We start from the raw sequence: 25,796 nt of genomic DNA, 5'->3' as shown, positions 1-25,796 counted from the left end.
AGTCCGCCCCGTCGACTGCCAGAAGGGGGCGGACTCGGTGGTTCCGGCGCGAGCCGCGCCGGCGCGAGGACCGGCTGCGTTCAGTCCTCGCTCCCGGTTCCCACCGCCAGAGCTGTCGTGATGATCGCCGACAGGGGTGGGAGTTTGGAGTCGCGCGCGGGCGGCGTCACCCAGTGACACCCCTCGCGCGTCCAGCGGTCCAGACCGGTGGGCAGCATGACCGCGCTGCCGACCGCTGGAATGCCGATATCGAGACGGTCGAGCACCTCCGCGATCTGATCGCCGGGACGCGAATCCGGTTCGGCCAGAAAGCTCCAGCGAATCTGACGAGCCAGCATCGGTCCCTCGGCACGTTGCTTGTGCAGTGCGGCACGGACCTTTTCGGCCCGCGCCACCGGCAGGTGCACCACGCCGACCTGCGCGGTGACGGGAAGCATGACGAAGCCGCCGCGCTCGATCACCGGCAACCCGAACTCCTGCCGGTAGTAGGAAACCCAATCTTCGACTGTCCGAAGCTTGTCCGCGTTCACTTCCCCACCTCCTTCCCCTGACCACAAGGGTCGCGTGTGCACGGCGGCTGTGAAAACGCCCGCACACTCGCATTTCACTGCCAATCCGCCGCCACTATTACCGATACGTATAAAGCCTGGTACCAACCGGGTTTCGGTTGTGGTCGCGACCAGTTTCCGCTCGTACCCTGGAGTTCGGAGTTCGTTCGGAAGGGATGGCACCGTGGTCCGGCACTGGTCAGGCAAAGAGGCCCGGGCCCTCCGCGATGCCAAGCGCATGAGTATCCGGGAGTTCGCCGCACACCTGGGCGTGCACGAACGACTGGTCTCGAAATGGGAGGCCGGGGGCGATCGGGTGCATCCCCGCCCCATCAATCAGGCCGCCCTCGATACTTCCCTTGCCAGGTCCGACGATGTTGTGCGGGCGCGGTTCGCGGCCTTGATCGACCAGCCGTTGATCGACCGCCCCGCCGTTCCCGGTTTCGATGTGCGCCAGGGCGGTTCCGAGTTGTGGAGCCAAACGCCCGCGCAGGCCAGTTATTCCAGCGACGCGGAACTGCTGGCACTCGTCGATACGGGTGCGATGAGGGGCGATGCGTTAGCGGCGATTTCGGAGAGGGATCTGATCATGGCGGCTGCCCATGAAGCAAGCGAGCACGCCGGCAGGGCGGAGAGCACCAATGTGGGTGCGACCATGTTGGAACAACTGGACGCCGACGTCACTCGCATTGCCAACGATTACGTGCACATGCCGCCGGTGCCGATGATGGTGGAGATGCTGCGGGTGCGGCGGCGGGTGTACCGGTTGCTGGAGGGCCATCAGCGGCCCGCCGACACGGCGCGGCTCTACCTGCTGGCGGGAACGTTGTCCGGGCTGCTGGCCAATGCCAGCACCGATCTCGGCTATTTCGACGCCGCCGGTGAACAGGCAAGGGCCGCTTGGGCTTACGCCGAACTGTGCGAGCACAACCCGCTGCGCGCCTGGACGCGCGGCATGCAGGCGCTCATCGAATACCGGGCCGAACGTCCGCGGCGCGCGGTGCTGCTGGCCCAGAGCGGGCAGCGCTACGCCGAATCGGTGACCTCGCGGGTGCGGCTGCTCAATATCGAGGCCCGCATCTGGTCGCGGCTGGGCAGCACCGCCGACACCGAACGCTGCATCCGATCCGCCGACGACGCCCGCGACGGGGACGCCGGCGACACCCTGCACGACGAGGTCGGCGGCGTGTTCGGCTTCGATCAACCCAAGAGCCACTATTACGCGGGCGCCACCTACATTCACCTCGGCCAGGCGCAACCGGCGCTGGAGGCCACCAGCCGCGCCATCGACCTGTACGTGAACGGGCCCACCGACAAGCGCTCCTACGGCGCGGAATCGCTGGCCCGCGTGGACAATGCGGCCGCCCACCTGATCAACGGCAGCCTCGACGGCGCCGCCGCCGCCCTGGACCCGGTCCTGGAACTCGAGGAGGACAAGCGGATCGCGCAGCTGGAGGAGCGCCTCTCGATCCTGCGCCAGCGCCTGGCGAGCCCGCAGTTCCGCGACGCCGGAGAGGCCCAGGACCTGGACGAACGAATCGAGGAGTTCTGCGGCGCGACGGCCGCCCGCAGCGTGCTGCCCCCGGATACATCACGCTGAGTCGCCGCTGCTGCGGACACCTCGCACGCTGTTCGCGGCCCGGCTCGATTCTGGACTGACGGAGCGGGGGAGCGAAGCGGAGGAGCGGAGGAGGGAAGAATCGAGCTTGCAGGGCCGCGAACCCGCCCGGAGCGCAGCGGAGGGCAAAGAAGATACTGTCAGGGTGAGCCCTTCGAGTCACCTACCGCATCGGTCCCCGCGTGTGCTGGAGCAGTCCACCAAGCTCCAGAACGTTCTCTATGAGATCCGGGGGCCGGTGCACGCACACGCGGCGCGGTTGGAGGCCGAGGGGCATCGGATTCTGAAGCTGAACATCGGCAATCCCGCGCCGTTCGGGTTCGACGCACCCGACGTCATCATGCGCGACATCATCGCGGCGCTGCCGTACGCGCAGGGCTACAGCGAGTCCAAGGGCATCCTGCCGGCGCGCCGCGCCATCTTCACCCGCTACGAATTGGTGCCGGGCTTCCCGGAATTCGACGTGGACGACGTCTACCTGGGCAACGGCGTCTCCGAGCTGATCACCATCGTCATGCAGGCGCTGCTGGACAATGGCGACGAGGTGCTCATCCCCGCGCCGGACTATCCGCTGTGGACGGCCATGACCTCGCTGGCGGGCGGCACCCCGGTGCACTACCTGTGCGACGAGTCCAACGACTGGCAGCCGGACATCGCCGACATGGAATCCAAGATCACCGACAAGACCAAGGCCATTGTCGTGATCAACCCCAACAACCCCACCGGCGCGGTGTACTCGGCCGAGGTGCTGCAGCAGGTGGTGGATCTGGCCCGCAAGCATCAACTGCTGCTGCTGGCCGACGAGATCTACGACAAGATCCTCTACGACGACGCCAAGCACGTCTCGCTGGCGACGCTGGCCCCGGATCTGCTGTGCCTGACCTTCAACGGCCTGTCCAAGGCGTACCGGGTCGCCGGTTATCGCTCCGGCTGGCTGGTCATCACCGGACCCAAGGATCATGCGGGCGGTTTCCTGGAGGGCATCGACCTGCTGGCCTCCACCCGGTTGTGCCCGAATGTGCCTGCGCAGCATGCCATTCAGGTTGCTCTGGGCGGTCACCAGAGCATCGACGACCTGGTGCTGCCCGGCGGCCGGCTGCTCGAGCAGCGGGATGTGGCGTGGGAGAAGCTGAACACCATTCCGGGCGTTTCGTGCGTGAAGCCGCGCGGCGCGCTCTACGCCTTCCCGCGGCTGGATCCGGAAGTCCATGAGATCCACGATGATTCGAAGCTGGTGCTGGATCTGCTGCTGCAGGAGAAGATCCTGATGGTCCAGGGCACCGGCTTCAACTGGCCGCACCACGATCACTTGCGCATCGTCACGCTGCCGTGGGCGCGGGATCTGGCGGTCGCCGTGGAGCGATTCGGGAACTTCCTGGCGAGCTATCGCCAGTAATTCCGGGCGGAAATTCTCGATCGAAGGGTACCTGCGGGGTACGCTGAAGTACCGGCGCTCCCGCGTGGTCCCCCGCCCTGACCTGCGCCGATGCGCTCTTGTCCGCTCCTGGACACCCCTAATCCAGCTCGCTGGCACAGGTGAGACCCTGGCTAAAACAAACCGCTGGTACGAAAAAGTTGGGTTTTTAGAGACTTAGCTAGCGCAAAGAACAGTCTTTTGTGTACAGTGGTCCTCGGCACCAAGGTGCCCCGACCGGACCGCCTACCCCCCCTGGGCCGTCCGGTCCTGTGTCAGCTGGCCTACCCCCCCTGGGCCACTGACCCCCGGGCGGCGGAGACATCCCCCTGCTCTCCGCCGCCCGCCTCCGCCTCCCCGCGCCTTCAGCGGGCGGCTGACAGCCGTCGCCGGATCTGCATCCGTGCCTGCGCTGGGAGCCGAAAGAATTCTGGACGTCCCCGGTGAGTTACCCCGAACGTCACGAAACCAGTTGTCACCTCGGCAATCGAGAACAAACACCTCTCAGCATGTCGGGAGTGGTTTGCGTTTAGGCTCGCCGGGTGAGCGATCACCAGCACAGCCATCATCACCACCACGACCACTCCGGACCAATTGCGATCGGCACGAACGCGGCTCGCGTCGTCGTCGGCCTGCTTGCCGTCATCGGCGTCGTGGTGGTGGCCGGGATGGTGTGGCTGTGGCCGAGCGCGCAGCACGTCGATATCCCGTTGCCCATGCAGAACGGGGTCGGCGGGGCGGTGGCGACCGAATCCGGGACGGTGATCAAACAGGATCTCGGGACCTGTGGCGATCCCGTCAACGGCACGGTGACGACGGTCGAGCCGGACCTGCAGCCGGTCGCCAAGCCGCAGTGCCCGCGCAGCGTGGTGGCCATCGACTCGGGCGCCGACAAGGGCAGCTGGACCATCTTCGTGAATTCGCCGACCCCCGATCAGCCGAATCTGCGGGTGGGGGACAAGATTCGGATCGCGCGCGGCGAATACACCGACCCGGTCACCCACAAGACCACGGTCATCTACTCGTTCGACGACTACTCGCGTGGGATTCCGCTGGCCATCATCGTCGCCGTGTTCGCGGTCGTCATCATCGCGGTCGCGCGGTGGCGCGGGTTGCGGGCGCTGGTCGGGCTCGTCATCGCCTTCGGGGTGCTGGTGGTGTTCCTGCTGCCGGCCCTGCTGGACGGAAAGCCCGCCATCCCAGTGGCATTGGTGGCGGGCGCGGTGATCCTGTACTCCGTGTTGTATCTGGCGCACGGGGTGAACCTGCGCACCAGCTCGGCCCTGCTGGGCACGCTGACCTCGATGGTGCTGGCGGCCGTGCTGTCCTGGGTGTCGCTGAAGATCACGCATCTGACCGGGCTGTCCGAGGAACAGAACACCAATGTGGCTGCCTACATCCAGCACGTGAGCATCACCGGGCTGCTGCTGGCGGGCTTCATCATCGGTTCGCTCGGTGTGCTCAACGATGTCACCATCACGCAGGCGTCGGCCGCCTTCGAGCTGGCCGCGCTGGACGAGAAGGCCACGCGCCGCGGCATTTTCGCGGCCGCCATGCGGGTCGGCCGCGACCACATCGCCAGTACCGTCTACACCCTGGTGCTCGCCTACGCCGGTGGCGCGCTGCCGCTGCTGCTGTTGTTCAGCGTGGCGGGACGGCCCATTCGCGATGTGCTGACCGGCGACGCGGTGGGCATCGAGATCGCGCGCTCCGCGGTCGGCGGCATCGCGCTGGCGCTGTCGGTGCCGCTGACCACCGCCATCGCGGTGCTGCTGGCTCGCCCGCTGGGCGCGAAACCGGCCGCGGCCGGTGCGGGCGTCAAGGCTGGGGCGGGAGTCAAGGGAGGGGCGGGAGTCAAGGGAGGGGCGGGCGTCAGGCGGGCGCGAAGCGCGGGGGCGCAACGGAATACGCCGCGCCGCCAGAGTGGGCAGCGCACCGGCGCCCAGCCCACGGTACGCCGAGGTCCGGAGCCGTCCGCGTCCTACAGCGGGGAACAACGGGCGGTGCCGAGAGAGGCTGTGCGGCCGCGTGATTCGTGGACCGGAGATCAGCCCGCGGTGCGGGACCGCACCGGCGAGCCGCCAACCGTGCCGAGAACCAGTGTGGTGCAGCCCAATCCGCCGCAGCAGCCGCAGACGTCCTCCTGGTTCAACCCCGCTCAATCGTGGGCGGAGCCGGAATCCCAGCGGCAAGGCTGGGCCGCCGAGTCGCAGGGGCAGGAGTGGCCGTCCGAGGAGGACGACGGCGGGTGGCCGCCGGAGCCGCCGCGCGGCGGACGGCATTCGCGCCCCTGACGCGGACCCCTCGTGCGGGTGAATATCGCCGGTGCGGGGGAACTTTCGCTCAGACGGCGGTGCGGGCCGCCTCGCACAGGGCCACGACGCCGTCGGTGTCGGTGGCGAAATGGTCGAAGCCGCTGGGGACTCCGAACTCCGCGAACGACACCTCGGTGTCGGGCTGCGGGCGGCCCGGCACCGGAATGCGCACGGCCGCATGCAGATCCCGCGTCCCGGTCAGCTCGATCAGCCGGCGGGCATTGTCGGCCCGCAGACCGCCGCAGGCCATCACGTCGATGCGGCCGTCGGCCAGATTCACCAGCCGCGCGATCAGCGCCGCGCCGTCGAGGACCGAGATCTGCCGGCCGGAGGTGAGCAGGCGGGTGAAACCGAGGTCCAGCAACTGCTCGAAACCCTCCGCCGGATCCGCGCAGACGTCGAACGCGCGATGGAAGGTGACCTCCAGGTCGTCGGCGGCGGCCAGCAGTTCGGTATTGGCGGCCGCGTCGATGTGGCCGTCCTCGTCGAGCACGCCGATCACCACCCCGTGCGCGCCCGCCGCCCGCACCCGCTCGATATCGCGGCGCATGAGCGCCACCTCGTCGGCCGAATAGCGGAAGTCGCCGGGGCGCGGGCGGATCAGCACGTGCACCTGCGTGTGCCCGGCCGCCTCCACCGCGGCCTCGATCAACCCTGGTCCCGGGGTGAGTCCCCCGACCGTCAGCCCCGAACAGAGTTCGACCCGGGCAGCCCCCGCCTGTTCGGCGATCCGGACCCCATCCAGAGACTCCACCCCGATCTCCACCCGTACCGCGCGCGCATCCGTCATACCTTGCAGTATGGCGAACTCCCGACCGACGTGTTGCCTGAGATTAGCCATCAGGGCATTAATGCCCCGTGAACACACACCGCAAACAACGACGAGGGCGGCGCTACCGCAGTGGTAGCGCCGCCCTCGTCGATCGGATTCGGCCGCCCGGTGTTTCGGGCCCGGGGTCAGTTCTTCTTGCCCGGAGCCTTCATACCGGACTTGAAGCCGAGGCCACCCGGCTTGGCGGCCGGCGGCTTGGCCGCGCCATTGCCCTCCGAAGTGCCATTGCCCTCCGAAGTGCCATTGCTCTCCGCGCTGGCGTTGTCCTCGGCGGTGGCCGCACGCTCGGGGGTGCCGGTGCTCGCCGGCTCGGCCGGTGCGGCAGGCGCCGAGGGTTCGGCCACGGGAGCCGAATCAGCCGGAGCCGCAGGCGCTTCCGGAGCCGGGGCGGCGGGGGCCGCGGCACCCGGAGCCTTGGGGCCGGGGCGCTTGAGACCGGACTTCATGGCCAGGCCCTTGGGGGCGATGGACGGCTTGGCCTCGGCGGGAGCCTCGGCCGTGGCCGCGGTCTCGGCAGCGGGAGCCTTGGCCGCGGGAGCCTCGGTCGCGGGGGCCGCCTCGGCGGTCTCCGCAGCCGGTGCGGCGGCGGGCTGCGCGCCCGGCGCCTTGGCGGCACCCTTCATCTGCAGACCCTTGCCACCGCCGGGAGCCTTGAGGCCGCCCTTCATGGCCAGCCCGCCCGGCTTGGCCGCCGGAGCCGCCGCCTCGGACGCGGCCGCTTCGGCGGGCGCCTCGGACTCGGTGGGAGCCGCAGCAGCCGAAGCGGTTTCGGCGGACCCGGCCTTCGCGCCGGGGGCCTTCAGGCCGCCCTTCATGGCGAGACCCTTGCCGCCGGGTGCCTTCGCGCCGCCCTTCATGCCCAGCCCCTTGGCGGGAGCCGGAGACTCGCTCGCCTCGCCGGCGGCTTCCGTCGGAGCCTCGGCGGCCGGAGCGGCAGCCTTCGCGCCGGGGGCCTTCAGGCCGCCCTTCATGCCCAGGCCCTTGCCTCCGGGTGCCTTGGCGGCGCCCTTCATGCCCAGCCCGCCACCGGCCGGCGCGGCCTTCGGCGCTTCGGCGGGAGCCTCCGCCACCGCGGTCTCGGCCTTGACCGGCTCGGGGGCGGAAACCGGTTCGGGCTCTTCGACCTTCGGGGTCTGGATGACCTTCAGGTTCTCGGTCAGGGTCGCGGCATCGACCCGGTTGATCGACTGCAGCATCAACTGGGCGACGTCGACGACCTCGACGCCCTGGCCGACTTCGCCGCTGTCCTTGCGGGCGGTGACACCGTCGGTGAGCATGACCCGGCAGAACGGGCAGCCGGTGGCGATCATCGACGGCTCGTTACCACCGCCCAAGGTGTCGAGGGCTTCGTCGACGCGGTCGATGTTGATGCGTTTGCCGAGTTGTTCTTCCATCCACATGCGTGCGCCACCGGCGCCACAGCACATGGAACGCTCGCCGTGGCGCGGCATTTCGACCAGGGGCCAGTGGAACCCGGCAGCTACCCGCTGACCGGGCTATCCTGTGTTGCCCACCGGCTGCTGATCAGCGGTCGAAGACCAATCCGAACCCGATCACGCCGGGCCGCCGGCCCGGCGAAAAATCGAGGCTAGGCCGTCCCCACCTCGAGTCCTACGCAAGTAGAGCGAGTCGCGTACTGAAGAAGTCCTGGGAGTGGGTTGGGACTGACGACGAGAATTTTTGGAAGGCTATGGGAAATCTCATTTTTGCGTATTTCAACCCGGAACACCGGTAACCCTGTCGTTCCTGCGAGTGGGCCCGAGCTCGCCGGCTGCATCGACGAGATCGTCGAAATCGGTGACAGCGAGTGCAACTTCCTCACTGTGACGGTCAAGAACCCTTCTGGGCACGTTCTGATCGATCTCGGCGTCGGCGTTCGACTGGACAAGCCCGCCGCATCAATATTTTTCGACGGCCCGGGCGGAGCATTTTTCAGCCGAGGTAAAGAATCGGCGAAGAAGACGCTGTCGTACAACAACTTCGGCAATGAAGTTCTTTTTCCCGGCTATTTTGAAATTGACTTCGAGTCAGCAAAGTCGGCATTGACGCGGTTCTTTGCAACGTCCTATCAGAGACCGGACAACATTCAATGGCAAGATTGGCTCGATGAACACAGCGCCAGGTACGAATAAACCCTGAATACGCAGCAGGCCAACGAATTCATCGAGCCGTGCAGATCGGATACCTCGATGGGCCAGTCCTGCATCCAGTCTTCGTGCGCGATATTCGCCAGCTGTGCCACCCGTGACGCGGAGTCGCCGCCTGGATAGGTCATGGAGTTGAACGTAGCCAACGCAGCGATCCCTGGCGAATGAGTTGCGCTCCGCAAGATCTATCGAGCCGGAATCGCTCGATGCGGTCCCCGATAACAAATATCCGCTTCTGCCGCGGCCCCGCGCTGTGCGGACCGGTCAGCGCGGTGGGACGGAAGGTCAAGTGGCGGTGTTGGTCCGAGGCCGACCCGACGTCCTAACCAGCCGAGTTCCGGGCATTGGCCGGATCAGCTACAGGCCAACAGCAACTCGAAGGCGCTGTGTAGATCTGGTTCGTCGTATGGCCCGCCAAGGCAGAGTCCGCAATGCCGACCTCGGCCGGATCGACCGGCGTCGAGCGATCATCCGGCAGCAGCCGGATGGAATCCTCGTCGTCGGAATCACTGGCGCACGAAATGATTTCGTCGTGACGTGCGAGCCGTTCACCCCACTGCTCGGCTAGCACTTCGATCTCGGCGCGCATTCGGTCGCTGAGAGGCACCTGGTGCTCCAGCAGTCGCTGCGTCAGCATCCACAGCCCGGCTTCCTGATGGCCGCTCTCCCGGCAGTCACGAAAACTCTCGGCGTCCTCGATGGAAGGCAGCAGCGCGGCCAGTCGTTCCCATAGGTCAGCTTCGTATGCCTCGTAACGGCTATCGCTACTCACCGCCGGGACCCTACTGGACAGAATTCGAGCATGAGCCGACCTTGCATTGCCCAACGGGCAAACACACTCATCTGCCGCTGATCGCTCGGTTCGGGACGCGACCATGGCTGTCGGTGACCGGGCGAGCCATATGATTTAGTCGGCCGCGAAGGCGGGAATCGAACCCGCGCCTCCCCGACTGAGCGAAGGGTGCTCTACCAACTGAGCTACTCCGCGACCATGGGTGAACATAGGGGACTGAAAATCGTTGCAGCAAGACAATTCCCGCTACCGAGCGCGGGGCACGGTCGGAGCGTCCGTTGGACCCTCGATAGGTGTCCAGCGCGTGACACAGCATTCGCTGCTCCTGAACCGCGCACAGCGTCGTACAGCTGTCGGTAACGCGCGCTCATGCCAGTGCGCGCGCTGGCCGACGGGGTGCGAACGCGCGGCGATGCGGTGGGCTGGTGAGTGTGGAGTCCTCAGCTGCGGTGCGGGGGGGCTGAGGTCAGGGGTGGGAGTCCGTTTGAATTGCTGGGCGCGTGCGGGGGGCTGAGGTCAGGGGTGGGGGTCCGTTTGAATTGCTGGGCGCGTGCGGGCGTGGATGCGGGCGCGCATCTTCGTCAGGGTTGTGGCCATTAGTTCGCCGGCGTGGTGACGGTCGTTGACTTGGGGGGTTCGAGTTGGGTCGATGGTTTGTGGAGCGATCCAGCCTGTGCGGCCTGCGTGTTCGGAATTCGGCGGCATGACAACCGTCTTCCACTTGGTTGGGCCGTCACCTACCAGTGAATGGCATGACTCGCAGGCCAGGGTCAGGTTCTCGATATTCGTCGGGCCGCCCTTGGCGTATTCGGTGACGTGGTGGACCTGGCAGATGGTGGCGGGAGCGTTGCAACCGGGTCGAGTGCAGCCGCGGTCGGCGGCGATCAACGCCAGACGCTGGCTCGAACCGGCGAGACGCTTGGCGTGGCCGAGGTGCAGGGGGCGGCCGTGGTGGTCGAAGATCGCCAGGAAGGGCTTCGACTTCTCGGCCAGTTGCAAGGCTGCCTGCAGCGGGACCGTGCCGCCGGAGGCGGTGGTCGCCACACCGGAGGCGGCTTCGACGTCCGCCAGGCTCATGGTGATGATCGTGGAGACGGGCAGGCCGCGGTGACGGCCCAGGGCGGCCGGGCCCATTTCCGGGCGCAGGAAAGCGAGCAGCGCATCGTGCTGGCGCTGTGCGAGCGAGCGAGTGTCGCGGCCGGCGGCCGCCTTCAGTGCATCTTGGTCGGTTTCCTCGGCGCGCCAAGGGCTTTCGGGGTCATCGGGGTTGCACATGCCCGGCTGCGCCAGGTCGGCGAAGACGGCGTCGAACAAGGCGCGTGCCTGCGGGGTGATTTCGCCGATCAGCGGGCTCATCCCGTCGATGCCCTGTTTGCCGAAGGCGAATCCACGGCGGGCCTGGCGATCGGCTTCCTGAATGAGTGAACCGTCGGGGTCGAGGTAGGCGAGGATGCGGTCGCCGACCTTGGGCAGATCGTCGGGCGTGGACCGGGTGGCGAACCAGGCGAGCTGATATTCGGCCGCATCACGTTGCAGCGCATCGACTTTCCCGGGGATGCGGGCCATGATCTTGCCGATCACCAGCGCATGCGTGGGTGAGATCAGCCCCTGCTCCTGCGCCGCCGCCGTCCACGCCAACTCCGGCTCGAGCACCCGCCCGGCCTCCTGATGCGCACCCAGCACCTCGGCCGCTTTGACGCGGGCACGCGCCTCCCCGTGGCCCAGGCGCAGCACCTGTTCGAGGTACTTGTCGGTGCGGTTCTTCCAGCCCGCCTTCTCGGGGAGACTGCGGGCACGGACCGCGACCACGAGGCGATGCTCGAACGCGGCCAGCCGGCGTTTGGTGGTCTCGTAATCACCCATCACGCTGACCAATTCGTCATCGGAGAGGACATCGAGGGACTGGCGGAGCAGGACATCGGTCGCATCCGACATCACCGCGACCGCGTCCGCGATCGTGATGTCGTCGAATATCGCTCCAGCCCACCGCATATCACCATGCTACGCCCCGCACATGAGACGAACCATCGAATTACCATGTGACTCAAGGTGTTTCCGCAGTTGGATGAAGAATGAATCACGGTGCGGGTGCGGTTAAGCTGCGGGAGGTCGTTTTCGATCGCCGTGCATCCATTGAGGAGTTGGCATGTCTGCCGAGCCGTTCGAAGTCAGCGCCAGCGAGGCCGAGATCGCGGATCTGCGGGAACGATTGCGGCGGACGCGGTGGCCGGAGCGCGAGCCGGTGGACGACTGGTCACAGGGTGTGCCGCTGGCGTATGCGCGGGAGCTGTGCCGGAGTTGGGCCGAGGACTATGATTTCGGATTCGGCAAGCGGCTCAATGTGTTCCCGCAGTATCGCGACACGATCGACGGGCTGGGCATCCATTTCGTGCACGTCCGCTCGCCGGAGCCGGAGGCGTTTCCCCTCGTGCTCACGCACGGCTGGCCGGGTTCGGTGCTCGAGTTCCTCGAGATCCTCGGCCCGCTGACCGATCCCCGCGCGCACGGCGGCGACCCGGCGGACGCATTCCACGTCGTCGCGCCATCGCTGCCCGGGTACGGCTGGAGCGACAAACCGTCCACGACCGGGTGGGGTGTCACCCGCATCGCCCGCGCCTGGGACACGTTGATGGTGTCGCTGGGCTACCAGCGCTACGGCGCACAGGGCGGGGACTGGGGTTCGGCGGCGTCCGGCGCGCTGGGCGAGGTGGCACCCGAACGGGTCGCCGCCGTGCACCTGAACCTGGCATCCGTGGCAGCGGGCGTCTTCGACGACCCCACACCCGCGGAACTGGCGAACCTGAAGGCCCAGAAGGAGTTCCAGCGCACCGGCCGCGGCTACTCGGCGATTCAGGCGACCCGCCCACAAACCCTCGGCTACGGCCTCACCGATTCCCCGGCCGGCCAGGCCGCCTGGATCGCCGAAGAATTCTGGGCATGGACAGACAACAACGGCCACCCCGAAGACGCGCTCTCGCGCCAGACCATCCTCGAGGAGATCTCGGTCTACTGGTTCACCGCCTCGGCCACCTCGTCGGCCCGCCTGTGCTGGGAAAGCTTCGCCACCTTCCGCGACAAGGTGACCGCGCCCTCCGGCCTGTCGATCTACCCCCGCGACATCACCCGCCCCTCCAGACGCGAAGCCGCACAACGCTTCACCGACCTGCTCTGGTTCGAGGAACTACCCCACGGCGGCCACTTCGCCGCCCTGGAACAACCGGAGTCACTGGTCGAACAGATTCGCGGATTCTTCCGCCTGTTCCGTTGACAGCCGATGCCGAGACATACAGATGAGTGTTTGGGAGTATGTGTCGTCCGCTGCCACAGGAAGCAATCAGGTTGATATGAGCGAAGAGCCGACCACCATCGAACTCGACGAGGCCGTCTTCACCGGACCGCCCAAGACCCTGGCCGGCGGCCTGATCAAAGCCCTGCGGCCACGCCAGTGGGTGAAGAACGTGCTGGTGCTGGCCGCACCGCTGGCCGCCGGCACGATTCCGGGCACCACCACCTTCGCCCTCTCCGATCTCACCCGCGACCTGCACATCGCCCTCGCGTTCGTGGCGTTCTGCCTGGCAGCGTCGGGCATCTACCTGGTCAACGACTCGCTCGACGTGGAAGCCGACCGAGCGCATCCGACCAAACGCTTCCGCCCGATCGCCGCCGGGGTGGTTCCGGTGCGTCTGGCCTACGCGCTGTCGGCGGTGCTGCTGACCGCCTCGATCGGGATCTCGTTCGCGGCGACCTGGCAGCTGGCCGTGGTGATGGCTTCTTACGTCGGCATCCAGCTGGCCTACTGCCTCGGCCTCAAACATCAAGCGGTCCTCGACATCTGCACCGTGTCATCGGGCTTCCTGTTGCGCGCGATCGCCGGTGGCGCGGCAGCGAGTATCCCGCTGTCGCAATGGTTCTTGCTGATCGCGGCCTTCGGTTCGCTGTTCATGGCCGCGGGCAAGCGCTACGCCGAATTGAAGCTCGCATTGGACACCGGCGCGAAGATCCGCAAGTCGTTGCAGTACTACACGCCCACCTACCTCCGTTTCGTCTGGACCCTGTCGGGCACGGCGGTCGTGGTCTTCTACGGCTTGTGGGCGTTCGAGCCAGACCACAAGGACAACCCGTGGTTCGCGATCTCGATGATTCCCTTCACCATCAGCATCCTGCGCTACGCGGTCGACGTCGACGGAGCCGAAGCCGGTGAACCCGAAGAGATCGTGCTCGGCGACCGCACCCTGCAATCCATGGCACTGGCGTGTGCCGCGGCAATCTGTGTGGCCGTCTACCTCACCTGAATCGCGTGGTCATGGCCGAGTCATGGCGCGGGCGATTATTTCTCGCATTATTTCGGAGGTCCCGCCGTAGACGCGGGTGATGCGGGCATCGGCGGCGGCGCGGGCTATGGGGTATTCGCGCATGTAGCCGTAACCGCCGAAGAGTTGTTGGCAGCGGTCCAGGCAGCGGAATTCCATTTCGGAGGACCAGAGTTTGGCCTTGGCGGCGTCAGCGGGGGTGAGGCGGGCCGCATTGAGCTCCAGAACGCATTTGTCGACGAAGGCTTCGGTAACCGCGATTTCGGTGGCGACGTCGGCGAGAGTGAATTTGGTGTTCTGGAAGGCGGCGATGGGCTGACCGAAAGCCTCGCGGCCGGTGACGTATTCGAGGGTGGTGGCGAGGGCGACCCGGGCGCGCGCCAGGCAGGCTACGGCGATCTGCATACACTCCTGGGGCAGATTGCCCATCAGGTATTCGAAGCCGCGGCCGGCCTCGCCGAGCAGATTGGCTTTGGGGACAACGACATCGGTGAAAATCAGTTCCGCGGTGTCCTGAGATTTCAGTCCGAGTTTCTCCAGATTGCGGCCGCGCTCGAAGCCGGGCATGCCCCGCTCGAGCACCAGCAGGCTGATGCCGCGGTGACGTTCCGGGGAAGTGCGGACGGCGGTGAGCACCAGGTCCGCGTTGATCCCGTTGGTGATGAACGTCTTCGAGCCGTTCACCACGAAGTGATCGCCCATATCGACTGCGGCCGTGCGGATTCCGGCCACATCCGAACCCGCGCCCGGCTCGGTCATGGCAATGGCGCCGATCAGGGTGCCCGCCACGAAGCCGGGCAGCCAACGCCGCCGCTGCTCCTCGGTGGTCAGGCCGACCAGGTACGGGGTGCAGATATCGTTGTGCAGAGCGAAGTTCAAGCCCACCCCGGCGCTGTCGCCGGCCATGAACTCCTCGATGAGAATCTGATTGAAGCGGAAGTCGCCGACGCCGAGACCGCCGTAGCTATGCGGCACCGCGAAGCCGAGCAGGCCCAGTTCGCCGGCCCGCTCGAAAACCGAGCGCGGCACGATCCCGGCGGCCTCGTAGTCGAGGTAGTGCGGGGCCACCTCCTTGCGCACGAATCCCCGTGCCAGTTCGGCGAATGCCCGATGATCGTCACCGTAGTGCCCACGTTCCATGGACCCCATGGTCCGCGCGGTTCTCAGTGCGCGGGCAGGTTTTTCACCAGCTGGTCGGCGACGATCTTGCCGAGCGTGTACTGATTGTCGAGCGCGATCTCGAACCCGCCGCTGGTCTGATCGAGATGCTGCACCACCGACTGCCCCGGATACGGCTGATCGAAATTGCTCATGGTCCGCAACGACAGATACCGCCCGAGGTAGCCGTGCGCCTGTAACGCGGTGGCGGTGGCGTTGTCCTCCATCTGCGTCGTGCAGTACACCCCCGCGCCCTTGGTGCGGTCCCGCATGATGTGGCCGGCCGTGTCGGAAAGCAGCTTGCCGGAGAAGAAGTCGTCGCCGGTCATGGTGTCGCACTTCATGACCGCGGGGGTGCGGCCCGCCTGTCCGGGGTACTGCGCGCGCTCGGCGGCGGCTTCCGGACTGTCGGCCAGCGTGGCGTCACTGGTCCACTCGACGGCCTTGTCCACCAGCGCCGCGTCGAGTTGATAGGCGGCGGTGTTGTAGTCCTCGACCGGCCGGTACCCGAACGGCACATCGGGCGCGGCGGCCGGGTCCAGGTGATTGCCGAGGTCGAAGTCGACCACCCAGCGCGCGAACGCGGCCCCGCCGAGAGTGCCTTGCTCCGGCGGGGTTCCAGCGATCCCGGCGGTCAGGAAGTAAGCGTTGCGGAAATCGAACTTGTCGCTGCCGAGGATCGCCATCATGGTGGTGGCGGCATTGGCCTTGCCCTGCCCGGTCTCGGCGACGCACAGCTTGGCGGCATTGCAGCGCACCGGTTTGTACGCACCCGGCACCTCGACGGTGGTGGGCAGCTGCTCGTGCCGCAGCCACACCTCGTTCTCGGGATCGAACATGGTGACGACGAGGACCCCGACATCGATCGGGTCGGCGTGGGCCTGGGTGTTGGACGAACATCCGGTGAGGGCGAGCGCGGTCACGCCCACCGCGACAGCAAGCCGGCGGCAACGGGTGGTCATGGCGACACCCTAGGCGACATTCCGGTCCCAGCACGGAATCCCGGCCCGAGCACACGGCTTGAGCCGGGATCCCCACGGTTGCGGCAACCGGTCAGTCGACGGTCAGCACCGTGCCCGCGGCGACGGTCAGGTTGCCCTCACGCACCGCGAATCCGAGGCCCGGCTCCAACGGCACCGCCCGATCCAGGGTCACCGCCATCTCGACGACGTCCCCGGGCATCGCCCGCCCCTCCGGCAGCACCACGTGACCGGACACGTCACCGGTGCGCAGGAAGAACTGCGGCCGGTACCCGCTGGCGATCGGCGTGCGCCGCCCGCCCTGCGCCGCGGTCAGCAGCCGCACGCGGGCGGTGAACCGGGCGTGCACCGCGATGCTGCCCACCGCCGCGACCACCTGACCGCGCAGCACCTGCCCGCGCTGCACCCCGCGCAGCAGCAGCGCCACATTGTCGCCCGCCTCCGCGGATTCCATGGTGCGACCGAAGGTTTCGACGCTGGTGACCACGGACTCGAACGCGCCGCCGAACCCGAGCACCGACACCCGGTCCCCGGCGCGGATGCGTCCGCGTTCCACCGCACCGGTCACGACGGTGCCGCGTCCGGTGATGGTGAGCACGTTCTCCACCGGCATGAGGAACGGCGCGTCGGTGTAGCGCTCGGGCATCGGGACGTACTCGTCGATGGCGTCGAGCAACCGCAGCAGCTGACCCGCCCAGTGCGCGTCGCCCTGCAGCGCGCGCAGCCCGGACACCGGTATCACCGGAGCGCCGTCGCCGTCGTATCCGTTGGCGGACAACAGCTCTCGCACCTCGAGCTCGATCAGCTCCAGCAGCTCGGTGTCGGCGACATCGGCCTTGTTGAGCGCGACCACGATGTGCTCGACCCCGACCTGCCGGGCCAGCAGCACATGCTCGGAGGTCTGCGGCATCACCCCGTCGTCGGCCGACACCACCAGGATCGCGCCGTCGAGCTGGGCCGCGCCGGTGATCATGTTCTTCACGAAGTCGGCGTGGCCGGGCATGTCCACGTGCGCGTAATGCCGGGTGGCGGTCTCGTATTCGACGTGCGCGATATTGATGGTGATGCCGCGCTCGATCTCCTCCGGGGCCCGGTCGATGCGATCGAACGGGACGAAGGCGCTGCCGCCGCGCTCGGCCAGCACCTTGGTGATGGCGGCGGTCAGGGTGGTCTTGCCGTGGTCGACGTGACCCATGGTGCCGATGTTGACGTGCGGCTTGGTGCGGACGTAGGCCTGCATGGCCATGATGAATCTCCAACTGGGAGTCAGGTTTCGAGGGACCTCAGCAGCGAGCCGACCTTCCCCGTCTGAGGTCCGGGACGTCCCGGGAAAGGTCAGCGTCGTGCGCCGTCGAATGCGACAACCAGGGCAGCCGTCATCGCACCCGCGACTGCGGGGTAGGAAGCGATGGACTGCGCGAACATGTCGGTTATGGTGCCGGGCCCAACCTTGGTGGCGCTACCTATTTTTCGGCCGGGGCGGCGGGCAGTGTCGCGTCCGGGGCACGGCCGCCGCCGACCCAGGCGTGGATCAGCTCGGCCGAAACGAGCAGCCACACAAGGCCCGCCACCGCGAGCAATACGCGGCCCAGCACCCGCGCCCACCCGAGATCCAAGGCGGCACCCGTCGAGAGCACGGCGACGGCGGTCATCCCGAGCGGGAACACCGTGGCCCAGCGGCGCACGTTGTAGCCCGGCCGGAACCGCACCGCCTCGGCCACCATCAGCAGCACATAGAAGGCGAGATTGACACCGAGCAGCGCCAAGGTGACCACCCGCAGCGCCGTGTGCGGCGTCCCCGTCCAGCCGTGCCAGCCGACAAGTTTCGACCCCGCCAGCGCGGAGATGGCCAGCGCACCGGTCATGACCCACTGGTCCCCGGCACCGCGCCAGATCTGAGTGAGGTCGAACCGCGTGAACGCGGCCGCGTACAGCAGCCCACCCAGCACGAAACACACCAGCGCCGCCGTGGCGAGCCAATCCCCCACCCCGGCCGCCGCGAGTGTCCCGCTCAGCACCGCCAGACCCTCGGTGGCGACGCAGACCAGAAACACCGCACCCGGCATGCGCCGCCCCCAGTGCCCGATCACCAGCGCCATCAGCACCGGCCACAGGATCACCGCGATCACCAGCAGCGCGGTCGCGGCGAAATGCCAGCCCAGCAACGAGATTCGGACGCCCAGCACGGTCGTGGCGGCCACGGCGGTCAGCGCGGGCGGTGTATCCGCCTCGGTCTCCCAGCGGGTGTGGGTGAACAGCAACCGGGACACGAAGTCGGCGGCCAGCGCCAGCCACACCATGGCGGCGAGCGCCAGGGCGGCCCGCGACAGCGGTTCGAAGCCGGTGAGATGCAGTCCCACCGACAGGATTCCGGTGGCCATGACGAAAGCGCCCATGGCGGGCGGCAATTCGCGCCACCAGCGGCCGGAGTCGCCCGGATCGCCGAGGGTCAGCGCGGTCAGGACGGCGGCGGCCAGGATCAGGAACGCCGAAACCTGCAGTGCCACATCGAGTCCGTGATGGAATGCCACGGTCCCGGTGTCGAGCACTTCGGGCACCTTGGACGCGTATTTCAGCATGGTGCCCAGATCGATGTTCGCGGGAATCCGGCCGCGCTCGACCGCGTCGATGGCGGTCGGCCGCAACTCCGGCGGCAGGCCCAGCGCATCGAGTTTCGCGGTCAGGTCGGCTCGCAGGTAGCCGCTCACCAGCGACCCGAGCACCGCGACGCCGACCGCCGCGCCCACCTGCCGCATGGTATTGGTGGCGGCGGCCGCCATGCCGGAATGCTCGGCGGGCACCCCGGTCAGCACCGCGGAGGTGAGCGGCACCACCGCGATGCCGAAGCCCAGTCCCGCCACCGCGAGCGTGGCCGCCAGTTCGGTGAATCCGATACTGCCCGAGAGGGAATGGCGGGTCAGCAGGATGCCGGCGGCGCTGAGGACACAGCCGATGATCATGGGTGTGCGTGGGTCGGCGCGGGCCACCCAGTAGCCCGCGACCAGCGATCCCGCCACGATCGCGGCCGCCATCGGCGCGAAGACTCCCGCGGTGCGCGCGGCCGAATAGTGGATCATCACTTGCAGATACAGCGCGGTGAAGAAGAAGATCGAGAACACGCCGAAGTAGACGGCGAACGCGACACCCAGCGCCCCGCGCACCGGCGGCAGCCGCAGATACCGGAAATCGAAGACCGGGTTGCGGACTCGCGCCTCGACGGCCACGAACGCGAGCAAGGCCAGCCCGCCGACGACGAACAGCGCCACCACCGACGGCGCGCCGTAGCCGCGGTTCTCCCCGCTGATGGCCGCGAAGATCACCGTCGCCAATGCCAGTGCGCCGAGCAGGGATCCGGCCCAGTCCAGTGCGCCCGGCTGCGGGTCGGCGCTCTCGGGGACGGAGCGCAGCGCGGCCGCGCACACCACCGCGCCGACGATCACGTTCAGCCAGAAGATCGAGCGCCAGCCGTACGCCTCGACCAGCACCCCGCCGATCACCGGGCCCGCCGCCAGCGCCAGCCCCGACACCGCCGCCCAGACGCCCAGCGCCTTGGCGCGCCGTCCGGCGTCCGGAAAGACCTGCCGCAGTATCGACAGCGTGCCGGGTTCGGACGCCGCCGCGCCCAGACCCATGACGGCGCGTCCCGCGATGAGGGCTGCCACGCTGCCCGCGAGCGCCGAAAGCACCGATCCCGCAATGAATATCGCCAGGCCGATGACCATCACCCGTTTGCGTCCCCACCGGTCGCCGAGCGATCCGGCGGTCAGCATGAGGCTGGCGAAGACCAACGTGTAGGCGTTGACCACCCATTGCAGCAGCGTCACATCGGTGCTGAAATCCGCGCGGATGTCGGCGAGGGCGACGCTGACCACGGTGGTGTCGAGGAAGGTGACGAACAGGACGGCGGTGACCGTGGCCAGGGCGAGCCCGGGGCGGGCGGCCCCGCGCACGGCGCCGATCGGTGAGCCCTCGGGGCGCGACGTGTCATCGATTGCCGCCACGGCCTCAGGGTACGTCCGGTGCGTGACCGGCAGTTTGCTTTCCCGTCCGTGGCGCGTCGCGGCGGGCCGGGCAGCAGTCCGGCCGCCTGCGCCGAGAGCGGTCGCAGGCCACGATTCACCAATGCGGCCGGGCGGATCGACGGTCCCGGACATCCGGCGCGATGCCCCCGGCGGGCGGGGCCGGATCGGTGCAGGATAGGCGGCGAATAGGAACGCCATCCACCCCTCTAGACTTCCGAACGGGGAGGTCGGTTCTTTTGAGGTGCACCGCGTTGAGGTTTGCCGTACTGGGCGAGGTCCGCGCATGGCGCGGGGACACGCCCCTGGATCTGGGTCCGCCGCAGCGACGTGCCGTGCTGGCGGCCCTGCTGCTGCGCGAGGGCAAGGCGGTCACCGCCGCCGAACTCGTGGCCGACATCTGGGGCGAGGACCCGGTGCTGCGCGCGGTGCCGGCGCTGCGCACCCACGTGGCCAAGCTGCGCCGCGCACTCGAACCCGACCGCCGCCATCGCGGGCCCGCCACCGTCCTGATCTCCGTGGGCGACGGCTACGCGCTGCGACTGCCCCAGGGCCACACCGATATCGACGAGGTCGCCGACCAGGTCGCCACCGCCGAACGCCTGCGCGCCGACGCGCCCGACAAGGCCCGCGACACCCTGGAGGCGGCACTGGCGCGCTGGCAGGGCGCGGCCCTGGGCGGACTGCCCGGACCGTACGCCGAACGGCAGCGGGCCCGGCTCGAACAGTGGCGGCTGTCGATACTCGAGGACCGCCTCGCCCTCGACATCGCAACCGGCCGCAGCGCCGAGGCGGTCACCGAACTCGGGCCGCTCATCGAGGAGCATCCGCTGCGGGAACGCTTCCGCGCCCTGCTCATGACCGCCCTCTATCACTGCGGCCGCCAGGCCGACGCGCTCGAGGAATACGGTCGCGCCCGCCGCGCGCTCATCGACGGGGTCGGGGTGGAGCCCGGGCCCGAGCTGAGCGAGGTGCACGCCCGCATTCTGCGCGCCGAGCTGCCGGCCGTGCCGCGCCCGGTGCGCGCAGTGGCCGTCCCGGCCCAACTGCCGCCCGACATCGCCGATTTCACCGGCCGCTCGCGGGTGGCCGAGGAGATCGCCGCCCAGCTCACCGGCGACGGGCCGGCGGTGGCCATCTCCGCGGTCGGCGGGATGGGCGGCGTCGGCAAGACCACCCTCGCCCTGCATGTCGCGCATCGGCTGCGGGACCGGTTCCCCGACGGGCAGTTGTATGTGAACCTGCGCGGGGTGGATCCCGAGCCGATCCCGCCCGGGGACGCGCTGGGCGGTTTCCTGCGCGGCCTCGGCGTCGCGGAGGGCGATATCCCGCCCGCCGTGGACGATCGCGCCGCAAGGCTGCGAACCCTGTTGAGCGACAAGCGGATTCTGGTGGTGCTCGACAATGCGCGGGACAGCGCCCAGGTGGCGCAGCTGCTGCCCGGCACGCCCGGCACGGCCGTGCTGATCACCAGCCGCTCCGCGCTGACCGAGCTGCCGGCGGTGCGGCGGACCCGGCTGGATGTCCTCGAACGCGAAGAGGCCATGACGCTGCTGACCCGTATTCTCGGCGCGGACCGGGTCGCGGGCGAGACCGCGGCGGCGTATCGGGTGATCGAGCAGTGCGCGTATCTGCCCTTGGCGGTGCGCATCGTCGGGGCGCGGCTGGCGGTGCGGCCGCAGTGGACCATAGCGTCGCTGGCCGAGCGGCTGGCCGACGAGAACAGCCGGCTCGAGGTCTTGCAGACCGGCGATCTCACCCTGGAGGCCGCGTTCCGGCTCGGCTATTCGCAGCTGAATGCCGAGCAGGCCCGGGCTTTTCGCATGCTGGCGCGCGCCGACGTCCCCGATTTCCCGGTGGACGGGGCGGCGGCGCTGCTGGGGGTGCCGGTGGCGCGGGCCGAGACGCTGTGCGAGTCGCTGGTGGATCTGAGCCTGCTGGAGACGCCCGCGCCCGGACGCTATCGCTTCCACGATCTGCTGCGGCTGTTCGCGGCGCGGCTGGCCGGCAGCGCCGAGGATCTTGATGCCGGCGAGAAGGAGTCGGAGATCGTGGCCCGGCTGCTGGACTACTACCTCGCCAGTACCAAGAACCTTTTGGGCGCACTGGATTACAGCAATACCACGCTGCTGCTGGTGCCCACGGCGGTGCCCGGCCACCGCTTCGCCGACGGGGCGGAAGGCCAGTCCTGGAACGATGTCGAGCGGCCGGTGATCATCGCGCTGCATCGGCAGGCGGCGCGCATCGGCGGGCGCGCGGTGGCGCTGGCGGCCGATCTCGCATGGGTGATGTCGGAGCTGATGGACACCGGCAGCCGCGCGCGCGAACTCGCCGACGGGTTGAAAGCGTTGCTGGACACGGCCGTTCGCACGGAAGATCACGCCAGCGCCCGGCGCATCCGGGTCGCGCTGGGCGCGATGATGCAGATCGGGCTCGGTGAGGTGGAGGCGAGCCTGGAGTTCCTGCAACCGATCTCGCAACCCGCCGACGACGCCGAACGCCGGTTGCAGGTGCTGGCGGAGATCCTGCTCGGGGTGGCGGATCGGCGCGTCGGCAATACCAAGGACTCGCATCGCCATTACGCCAATGCCATCGCCTGGACCCGCGCACTCGACGATCGGTCGCTGGAGGCGTGGATTCTGGCGCTGGCCACCCGCACGCTGTGCGAATCCGGTCAGTTCGCCGAGGCGGTCGCGGTGGCCGAGCGCGCCATCGACCTGGCCCGCGAATCCTCCAACGCGGTCGCACTCGGCTGGGCCACACACGAATTGGCGGCCACCCGCTCGATGCTCGGCGAGCACGGGCTCGCCCGCGAACTCGCCGAGGACGCGGTGCGAATGACTCACCGCAACGGGGTCCGGCTGTGGGAAGGCTGGGCCCGCACCCGCCTGGCCCAGATCCACCTGCGCGCCGAGGACCACGCCGCCGCCGAAACCGAGGCCACCCAGGCCCTGCGCCTGCTGAGCAAGGCCGCCGACCCCCTCGACCGCGCACGCGCCCTGTCCCTGCGAGCCACCGCCCGCGCCGCCCGCGGCCAACTCGACGCCGCCGCCCGCGAGCACGCCGACGCCGCCGAAATCTTCCGCCGCGCCGGCCTCCCCGCCCCCACCCTCTCCACCCTCTTCGCCCCCGGCCCCACCAACCAATAGAGAACGTTTATTCGCTTTTTATCGCCGCATGAAATCCTCACCCCACGCGCACGCCCCGGGGCTGCAACCCCCGGGCCGTGCGCGTGAAAGGCCGAGTGCGTGCGAGGGGTGTGCACCCGGCCGAGCGGATCCGGAAGCCGTCGCCCGCCCGGCGACGGTATCTCCGGCCCCCTACGCCGCGTCCCCCCTCTCGTCGACACCCGAATCAAGCCCCATCCCAACGCGCAGCAACTGAGCCGTCGCCGCACCCGACTCGAACTCCGCCCGCTTGGCGGCAGTGAAATACCGCTGCATCGGATAGTCCAGATAGATCCCAGTACTGGCATGCACATGCACCCCGGTATGCGCCACCCGGTGCCCCGCCTGTGCCGCCCAGAATTTCGCGACCGCAATCTCCAAATCCGCCGCGAGTCCGTGCGCTTCACGCCAGGCCGCCTGCCAAAGCGTCAGACGCACCCCCTCGACGTCGATATAGGCGTCGGCAAGCCGCTGACGCACAGCCTGGAACGACCCGATCGGCTTGCCGAACTGCGTTCTGGTGCAGGCGTATTCGCACGTCATTTCCAGAGCACGGGCGAGGATACCGAGCTGTCGGGCACAGACTGCGAGGGTGGCGCGACGGGCCGCGAAGGCGGCTGCCCCAGGCGTGGTGAGCGCGTTCGCGGCAGGCACCGAGACGTCTCGCAGCTCGAGCAACGCCGCATCGGTGCCGTCGACCACGTGCTGGGCGGTAACAGTCAGCCCTGCCGTCTCCCGACCTATCAGCAGCAGAACGGAATTCGCTCCGCACCGGGCCTCCACCAGAAACCCATCGGCGAAAGCGGCGTCCGCGACAGCGGATTGCGCCCCGCTGATCCGCCAACCCTCGGCGGTTCGATCGGCCTCGAAGGCCACGAACTCACGGGCCAGCGCCGGGGCGAGCGTGGCCTCCCCGCTCAACAGCGGCGATACCCAGCGCGCGACGAGCTCGTCGTCACCGAATTCGGCAAGGGTCGCCGCGCCGACAGCGATGCTCCCGGAATACGGTGCGGGAGCGAGAGTTCGACCGATCTCGACCAGCAGGGCACATTGCTCGAGCAGTCCATAACCACCGCCTCCCACACCGTCAGGGAGAGCGGCCTCCAGCAGCCCGGCGCCCGCCATGCGTCGCCACAGCGTGGGATCGAACCCGCTGTCCTCGGGCTCGGGATGCTGTCGCGCCCAGTCGCCAAGCAGGTCGCGGGCAAGCCCGGCGAGTTCCCGCTGTGCTTCGGTGTCTTCGAAATCCATTGCGCTACTCCTGTCTTCAGCGGGTGACCGGCAGGCCGAGGGCGGTCTTGGCGATGATGTCGCGCTGGACCTCGTTGACGCCGCCGCCGAAAGTCAGAATCAGGGCGGCGCGATGCAGGCGTTCGATGCGGCCGTGCAGCAGCGCGCCGGGTGAGTCGGTGCGGATCACCGATTCGGCGCCCAGCACCTCCATCAGCAGTCGATAGCCCTCGGTGGCGAACTCGGTGCCGAAGACCTTGGTGGCGGAGGCGTCCGCGGGGCCGAGCTCACCGCGGTCGGCGGCCCACGCGGTGCGCCAGTTGCGCAGCTTCAGGTACTCGGCGTGCGCGTGGACGCGCGCCAGATGCAGGCGGACCCATTCGGCGTCCATGACCCGGGAGCCGTCGGGTTGGACGGTCCCCCGCGCCCACGCGGTAACCTGCCGCAGCGATTCGCGCAGCGGTGCGGCCGAGGCCAGCGCCACCCGTTCGTGATTGAGCTGGTTGGTGATCAGTGACCAGCCTTGATTCTCCGCACCCACCAGAGCGGTGGCGGGCACCCGCACGTCGGAGTAGTAGGTGGCGCTGGTGCCGACCCCGGCCATGGTGTGGACCTTGGTCCAGGAGAACCCCGGCGCCGACGTCGGGACGATGAGGATCGACAGGCCCGCGTGCTTGCCGGCCGTGGGGTCGGTGCGCGCCGCCAGCCAGATGTAGTCGGCGTACTCGATGAGGCTGGTCCACATCTTCTCGCCGTTGACGAGATAGTCGTCGCCGTCGCGGACGGCGCGGGTGCGCAGAGCGGCCAGGTCGGTGCCCGCGCTCGGCTCGGAATAGCCGATGGAGAAATGCAATTCGCCGCGCGCGATACGCGGCAGAAAGAACTCGCGCTGGGCGGGCGTGCCGTACCGCCTGATGGTCGGTCCGACCGTGTTGACGGTGAGGTACGGCAGCGGCACGCCCGCCGCGGCGGCCTCGTCCAGGAAGATCAGCTGGTCGAGCATGGAGCGCCCTTGTCCGCCATGCTCTTCGGGCCAGCCCAGCACCAGCCAGCCGTCTCGGCCCAGTTGACGCACCACCTCCTTGTAGACGCGGCCGTCGCCATGTTCGCCGCCGGGGCCGGCGCGCAGACCATCGCGAACCTCGGGAGTGACCAGATCGGCGAAATACGCGCGTAGCCGCTTGCGCAATCGGTGCTGGCCTTCGTTAAAACTGATGTGCATGAGCCGAATCTAGGAATCGGCGAGGCCCGGTCCGCGCCGCTGG

The 25,796-nt window shown here is 68.4% G+C and carries 17 protein-coding genes, 1 tRNA gene and 1 pseudogene; 7 read left to right on the top strand and 12 right to left on the bottom strand.

The window, feature by feature from the left end; genetic code table 11:
- Nucleotides 1-80: 80 nt before the first annotated feature.
- Nucleotides 81-530 (bottom strand): hypothetical protein, encoded by a 450-nt coding sequence (locus tag D7D52_RS21360; RefSeq protein WP_120739006.1) that lies wholly within the window; start codon nt 528-530, stop codon nt 81-83.
- Between the two features lie 202 nt (nt 531-732).
- Between D7D52_RS21360 and D7D52_RS21355 the strand changes: the two genes are divergently transcribed.
- The 3 genes and pseudogenes from D7D52_RS21355 to D7D52_RS21345 all read left to right on the top strand — a co-directional run.
- Nucleotides 733-2,148, top strand: coding sequence for an NsdA family TPR-like regulatory protein (locus D7D52_RS21355; protein WP_484297965.1), 1,416 nt, complete (start codon nt 733-735; stop codon nt 2,146-2,148).
- Nucleotides 2,149-2,311: 163 nt separating this feature from the next.
- Nucleotides 2,312-3,562: a pyridoxal phosphate-dependent aminotransferase gene (locus D7D52_RS21350; RefSeq protein ID WP_120738999.1), complete on the top strand. Its 1,251-nt coding sequence runs from the start codon at nt 2,312-2,314 to the stop codon at nt 3,560-3,562.
- Between the two features lie 560 nt (nt 3,563-4,122).
- Nucleotides 4,123-5,409 (top strand): annotated as a pseudogene (locus D7D52_RS21345) (YibE/F family protein); the annotation flags it as partial.
- Nucleotides 5,410-5,923: 514 nt separating this feature from the next.
- On the opposite strand, the gene D7D52_RS21340 reads toward D7D52_RS21345, so the two are convergent.
- Both D7D52_RS21340 and D7D52_RS21335 read right to left on the bottom strand, forming a co-directional pair.
- Nucleotides 5,924-6,685, bottom strand: coding sequence for a copper homeostasis protein CutC (locus D7D52_RS21340; RefSeq protein ID WP_162958459.1), 762 nt, complete (start codon nt 6,683-6,685; stop codon nt 5,924-5,926).
- 167 nt (nt 6,686-6,852) lie between these two features.
- On the bottom strand, nt 6,853-8,127 hold the full coding sequence (locus tag D7D52_RS21335; protein WP_425464558.1) for a hypothetical protein: 1,275 nt from the start codon (nt 8,125-8,127) through the stop codon (nt 6,853-6,855).
- 258 nt (nt 8,128-8,385) lie between these two features.
- Between D7D52_RS21335 and D7D52_RS21330 the strand changes: the two genes are divergently transcribed.
- Nucleotides 8,386-8,859 carry an Imm1 family immunity protein gene (locus tag D7D52_RS21330; RefSeq protein WP_120738993.1) on the top strand — a complete coding sequence of 158 codons (474 nt, stop codon included), beginning with the start codon at nt 8,386-8,388 and terminating at the stop codon, nt 8,857-8,859.
- A gap of 337 nt (nt 8,860-9,196) precedes the next feature.
- On the opposite strand, the gene D7D52_RS21325 is transcribed toward D7D52_RS21330, so the two are convergent.
- The 3 genes from D7D52_RS21325 to D7D52_RS21315 form a co-directional block, all read right to left on the bottom strand.
- Complete coding sequence (locus tag D7D52_RS21325; protein ID WP_120738992.1) at nt 9,197-9,646, bottom strand: hypothetical protein; 450 nt, start codon at nt 9,644-9,646, stop codon at nt 9,197-9,199.
- Nucleotides 9,647-9,789: 143 nt separating this feature from the next.
- A tRNA-Glu gene (locus tag D7D52_RS21320) sits at nt 9,790-9,862 on the bottom strand.
- Between the two features lie 321 nt (nt 9,863-10,183).
- The gene (locus D7D52_RS21315; protein WP_246023206.1) at nt 10,184-11,659 is read right to left on the bottom strand and encodes an HNH endonuclease signature motif containing protein; all 1,476 of its coding nucleotides are present in this window, start codon (nt 11,657-11,659) and stop codon (nt 10,184-10,186) included.
- Nucleotides 11,660-11,813: 154 nt separating this feature from the next.
- On the opposite strand from D7D52_RS21315, the gene D7D52_RS21310 reads away from it, so the two are divergent.
- Entirely contained in the window at nt 11,814-12,935 is a 1,122-nt protein-coding gene (locus tag D7D52_RS21310) for an epoxide hydrolase family protein (protein WP_120738989.1), read from the top strand.
- Nucleotides 12,936-13,011: 76 nt separating this feature from the next.
- Nucleotides 13,012-13,959, top strand: coding sequence for a decaprenyl-phosphate phosphoribosyltransferase (locus tag D7D52_RS21305; RefSeq protein WP_120738987.1), 948 nt, complete (start codon nt 13,012-13,014; stop codon nt 13,957-13,959).
- Between the two features lie 9 nt (nt 13,960-13,968).
- On the opposite strand, the gene D7D52_RS21300 is transcribed toward D7D52_RS21305, so the two are convergent.
- The 4 genes from D7D52_RS21300 to D7D52_RS39320 all read right to left on the bottom strand — a co-directional run bounded on the left by D7D52_RS21300 (nt 13,969) and on the right by D7D52_RS39320 (nt 20,116).
- Nucleotides 13,969-15,117, bottom strand: coding sequence for an acyl-CoA dehydrogenase family protein (locus tag D7D52_RS21300; RefSeq protein WP_120738985.1), 1,149 nt, complete (start codon nt 15,115-15,117; stop codon nt 13,969-13,971).
- Nucleotides 15,118-15,140: 23 nt separating this feature from the next.
- Entirely contained in the window at nt 15,141-16,097 is a 957-nt protein-coding gene (locus D7D52_RS21295; RefSeq protein WP_120738983.1) for a purine-nucleoside phosphorylase, read from the bottom strand.
- A 91-nt stretch (nt 16,098-16,188) separates the two neighbouring features.
- Complete coding sequence (gene tuf, locus D7D52_RS21290) at nt 16,189-17,361, bottom strand: elongation factor Tu (protein ID WP_120738981.1); 1,173 nt, start codon at nt 17,359-17,361, stop codon at nt 16,189-16,191.
- Between the two features lie 217 nt (nt 17,362-17,578).
- A complete protein-coding gene (locus D7D52_RS39320) occupies nt 17,579-20,116 on the bottom strand; it encodes an MFS transporter (protein ID WP_246023205.1) in 2,538 nt (845 codons plus the stop codon).
- 272 nt (nt 20,117-20,388) lie between these two features.
- Here D7D52_RS39320 and D7D52_RS21275 point away from each other — a divergent pair, with 272 nt between their 5' ends.
- Entirely contained in the window at nt 20,389-23,283 is a 2,895-nt protein-coding gene (locus D7D52_RS21275; RefSeq protein WP_162958458.1) for an AfsR/SARP family transcriptional regulator, read from the top strand.
- A 171-nt stretch (nt 23,284-23,454) separates the two neighbouring features.
- On the opposite strand, the gene D7D52_RS21270 is transcribed toward D7D52_RS21275, so the two are convergent.
- Together D7D52_RS21270 and D7D52_RS21265 are read right to left on the bottom strand one after the other, a co-directional pair.
- The gene (locus D7D52_RS21270) at nt 23,455-24,552 is read right to left on the bottom strand and encodes an acyl-CoA dehydrogenase family protein (RefSeq protein WP_120738977.1); all 1,098 of its coding nucleotides are present in this window, start codon (nt 24,550-24,552) and stop codon (nt 23,455-23,457) included.
- A gap of 16 nt (nt 24,553-24,568) precedes the next feature.
- Complete coding sequence (locus D7D52_RS21265) at nt 24,569-25,753, bottom strand: acyl-CoA dehydrogenase family protein (protein WP_120738975.1); 1,185 nt, start codon at nt 25,751-25,753, stop codon at nt 24,569-24,571.
- Between the last annotated feature and the right edge of the window lie 43 nt (nt 25,754-25,796).

The sequence above is a fragment of the Nocardia yunnanensis genome (assembly GCF_003626895.1).
Lineage (GTDB): Bacteria > Actinomycetota > Actinomycetes > Mycobacteriales > Mycobacteriaceae > Nocardia > Nocardia yunnanensis.
The sequence above is the reverse complement of the archived record's forward strand: the minus strand, read 5'-3'. Positions and strand labels throughout refer to the sequence as shown.

Bases quoted from the DNA above. Each gene is read 5' to 3' on its own strand.
- D7D52_RS21270 (WP_120738977.1), bottom strand. From the start codon at position 24,552: ATGGATTTCGAAGACACCGAAGCACAGCGGGAACTCGCCGGGCTTGCC.
- D7D52_RS21315 (WP_246023206.1), bottom strand. From the start codon at position 11,659: ATGCGGTGGGCTGGAGCGATATTCGACGACATCACGATCGCGGACGCG.
- D7D52_RS21300 (WP_120738985.1), bottom strand. From the start codon at position 15,117: ATGGAACGTGGGCACTACGGTGACGATCATCGGGCATTCGCCGAACTG.
- D7D52_RS21310 (WP_120738989.1), top strand. From the start codon at position 11,814: ATGTCTGCCGAGCCGTTCGAAGTCAGCGCCAGCGAGGCCGAGATCGCG.
- D7D52_RS21340 (WP_162958459.1), bottom strand. From the start codon at position 6,685: ATGACGGATGCGCGCGCGGTACGGGTGGAGATCGGGGTGGAGTCTCTG.
- D7D52_RS21335 (WP_425464558.1), bottom strand. From the start codon at position 8,127: ATGTGGATGGAAGAACAACTCGGCAAACGCATCAACATCGACCGCGTC.
- D7D52_RS21265 (WP_120738975.1), bottom strand. From the start codon at position 25,753: ATGCACATCAGTTTTAACGAAGGCCAGCACCGATTGCGCAAGCGGCTA.
- D7D52_RS21295 (WP_120738983.1), bottom strand. From the start codon at position 16,097: ATGACCACCCGTTGCCGCCGGCTTGCTGTCGCGGTGGGCGTGACCGCG.
- tuf (WP_120738981.1), bottom strand. From the start codon at position 17,361: ATGGCCATGCAGGCCTACGTCCGCACCAAGCCGCACGTCAACATCGGC.
- D7D52_RS21305 (WP_120738987.1), top strand. From the start codon at position 13,012: ATGAGCGAAGAGCCGACCACCATCGAACTCGACGAGGCCGTCTTCACC.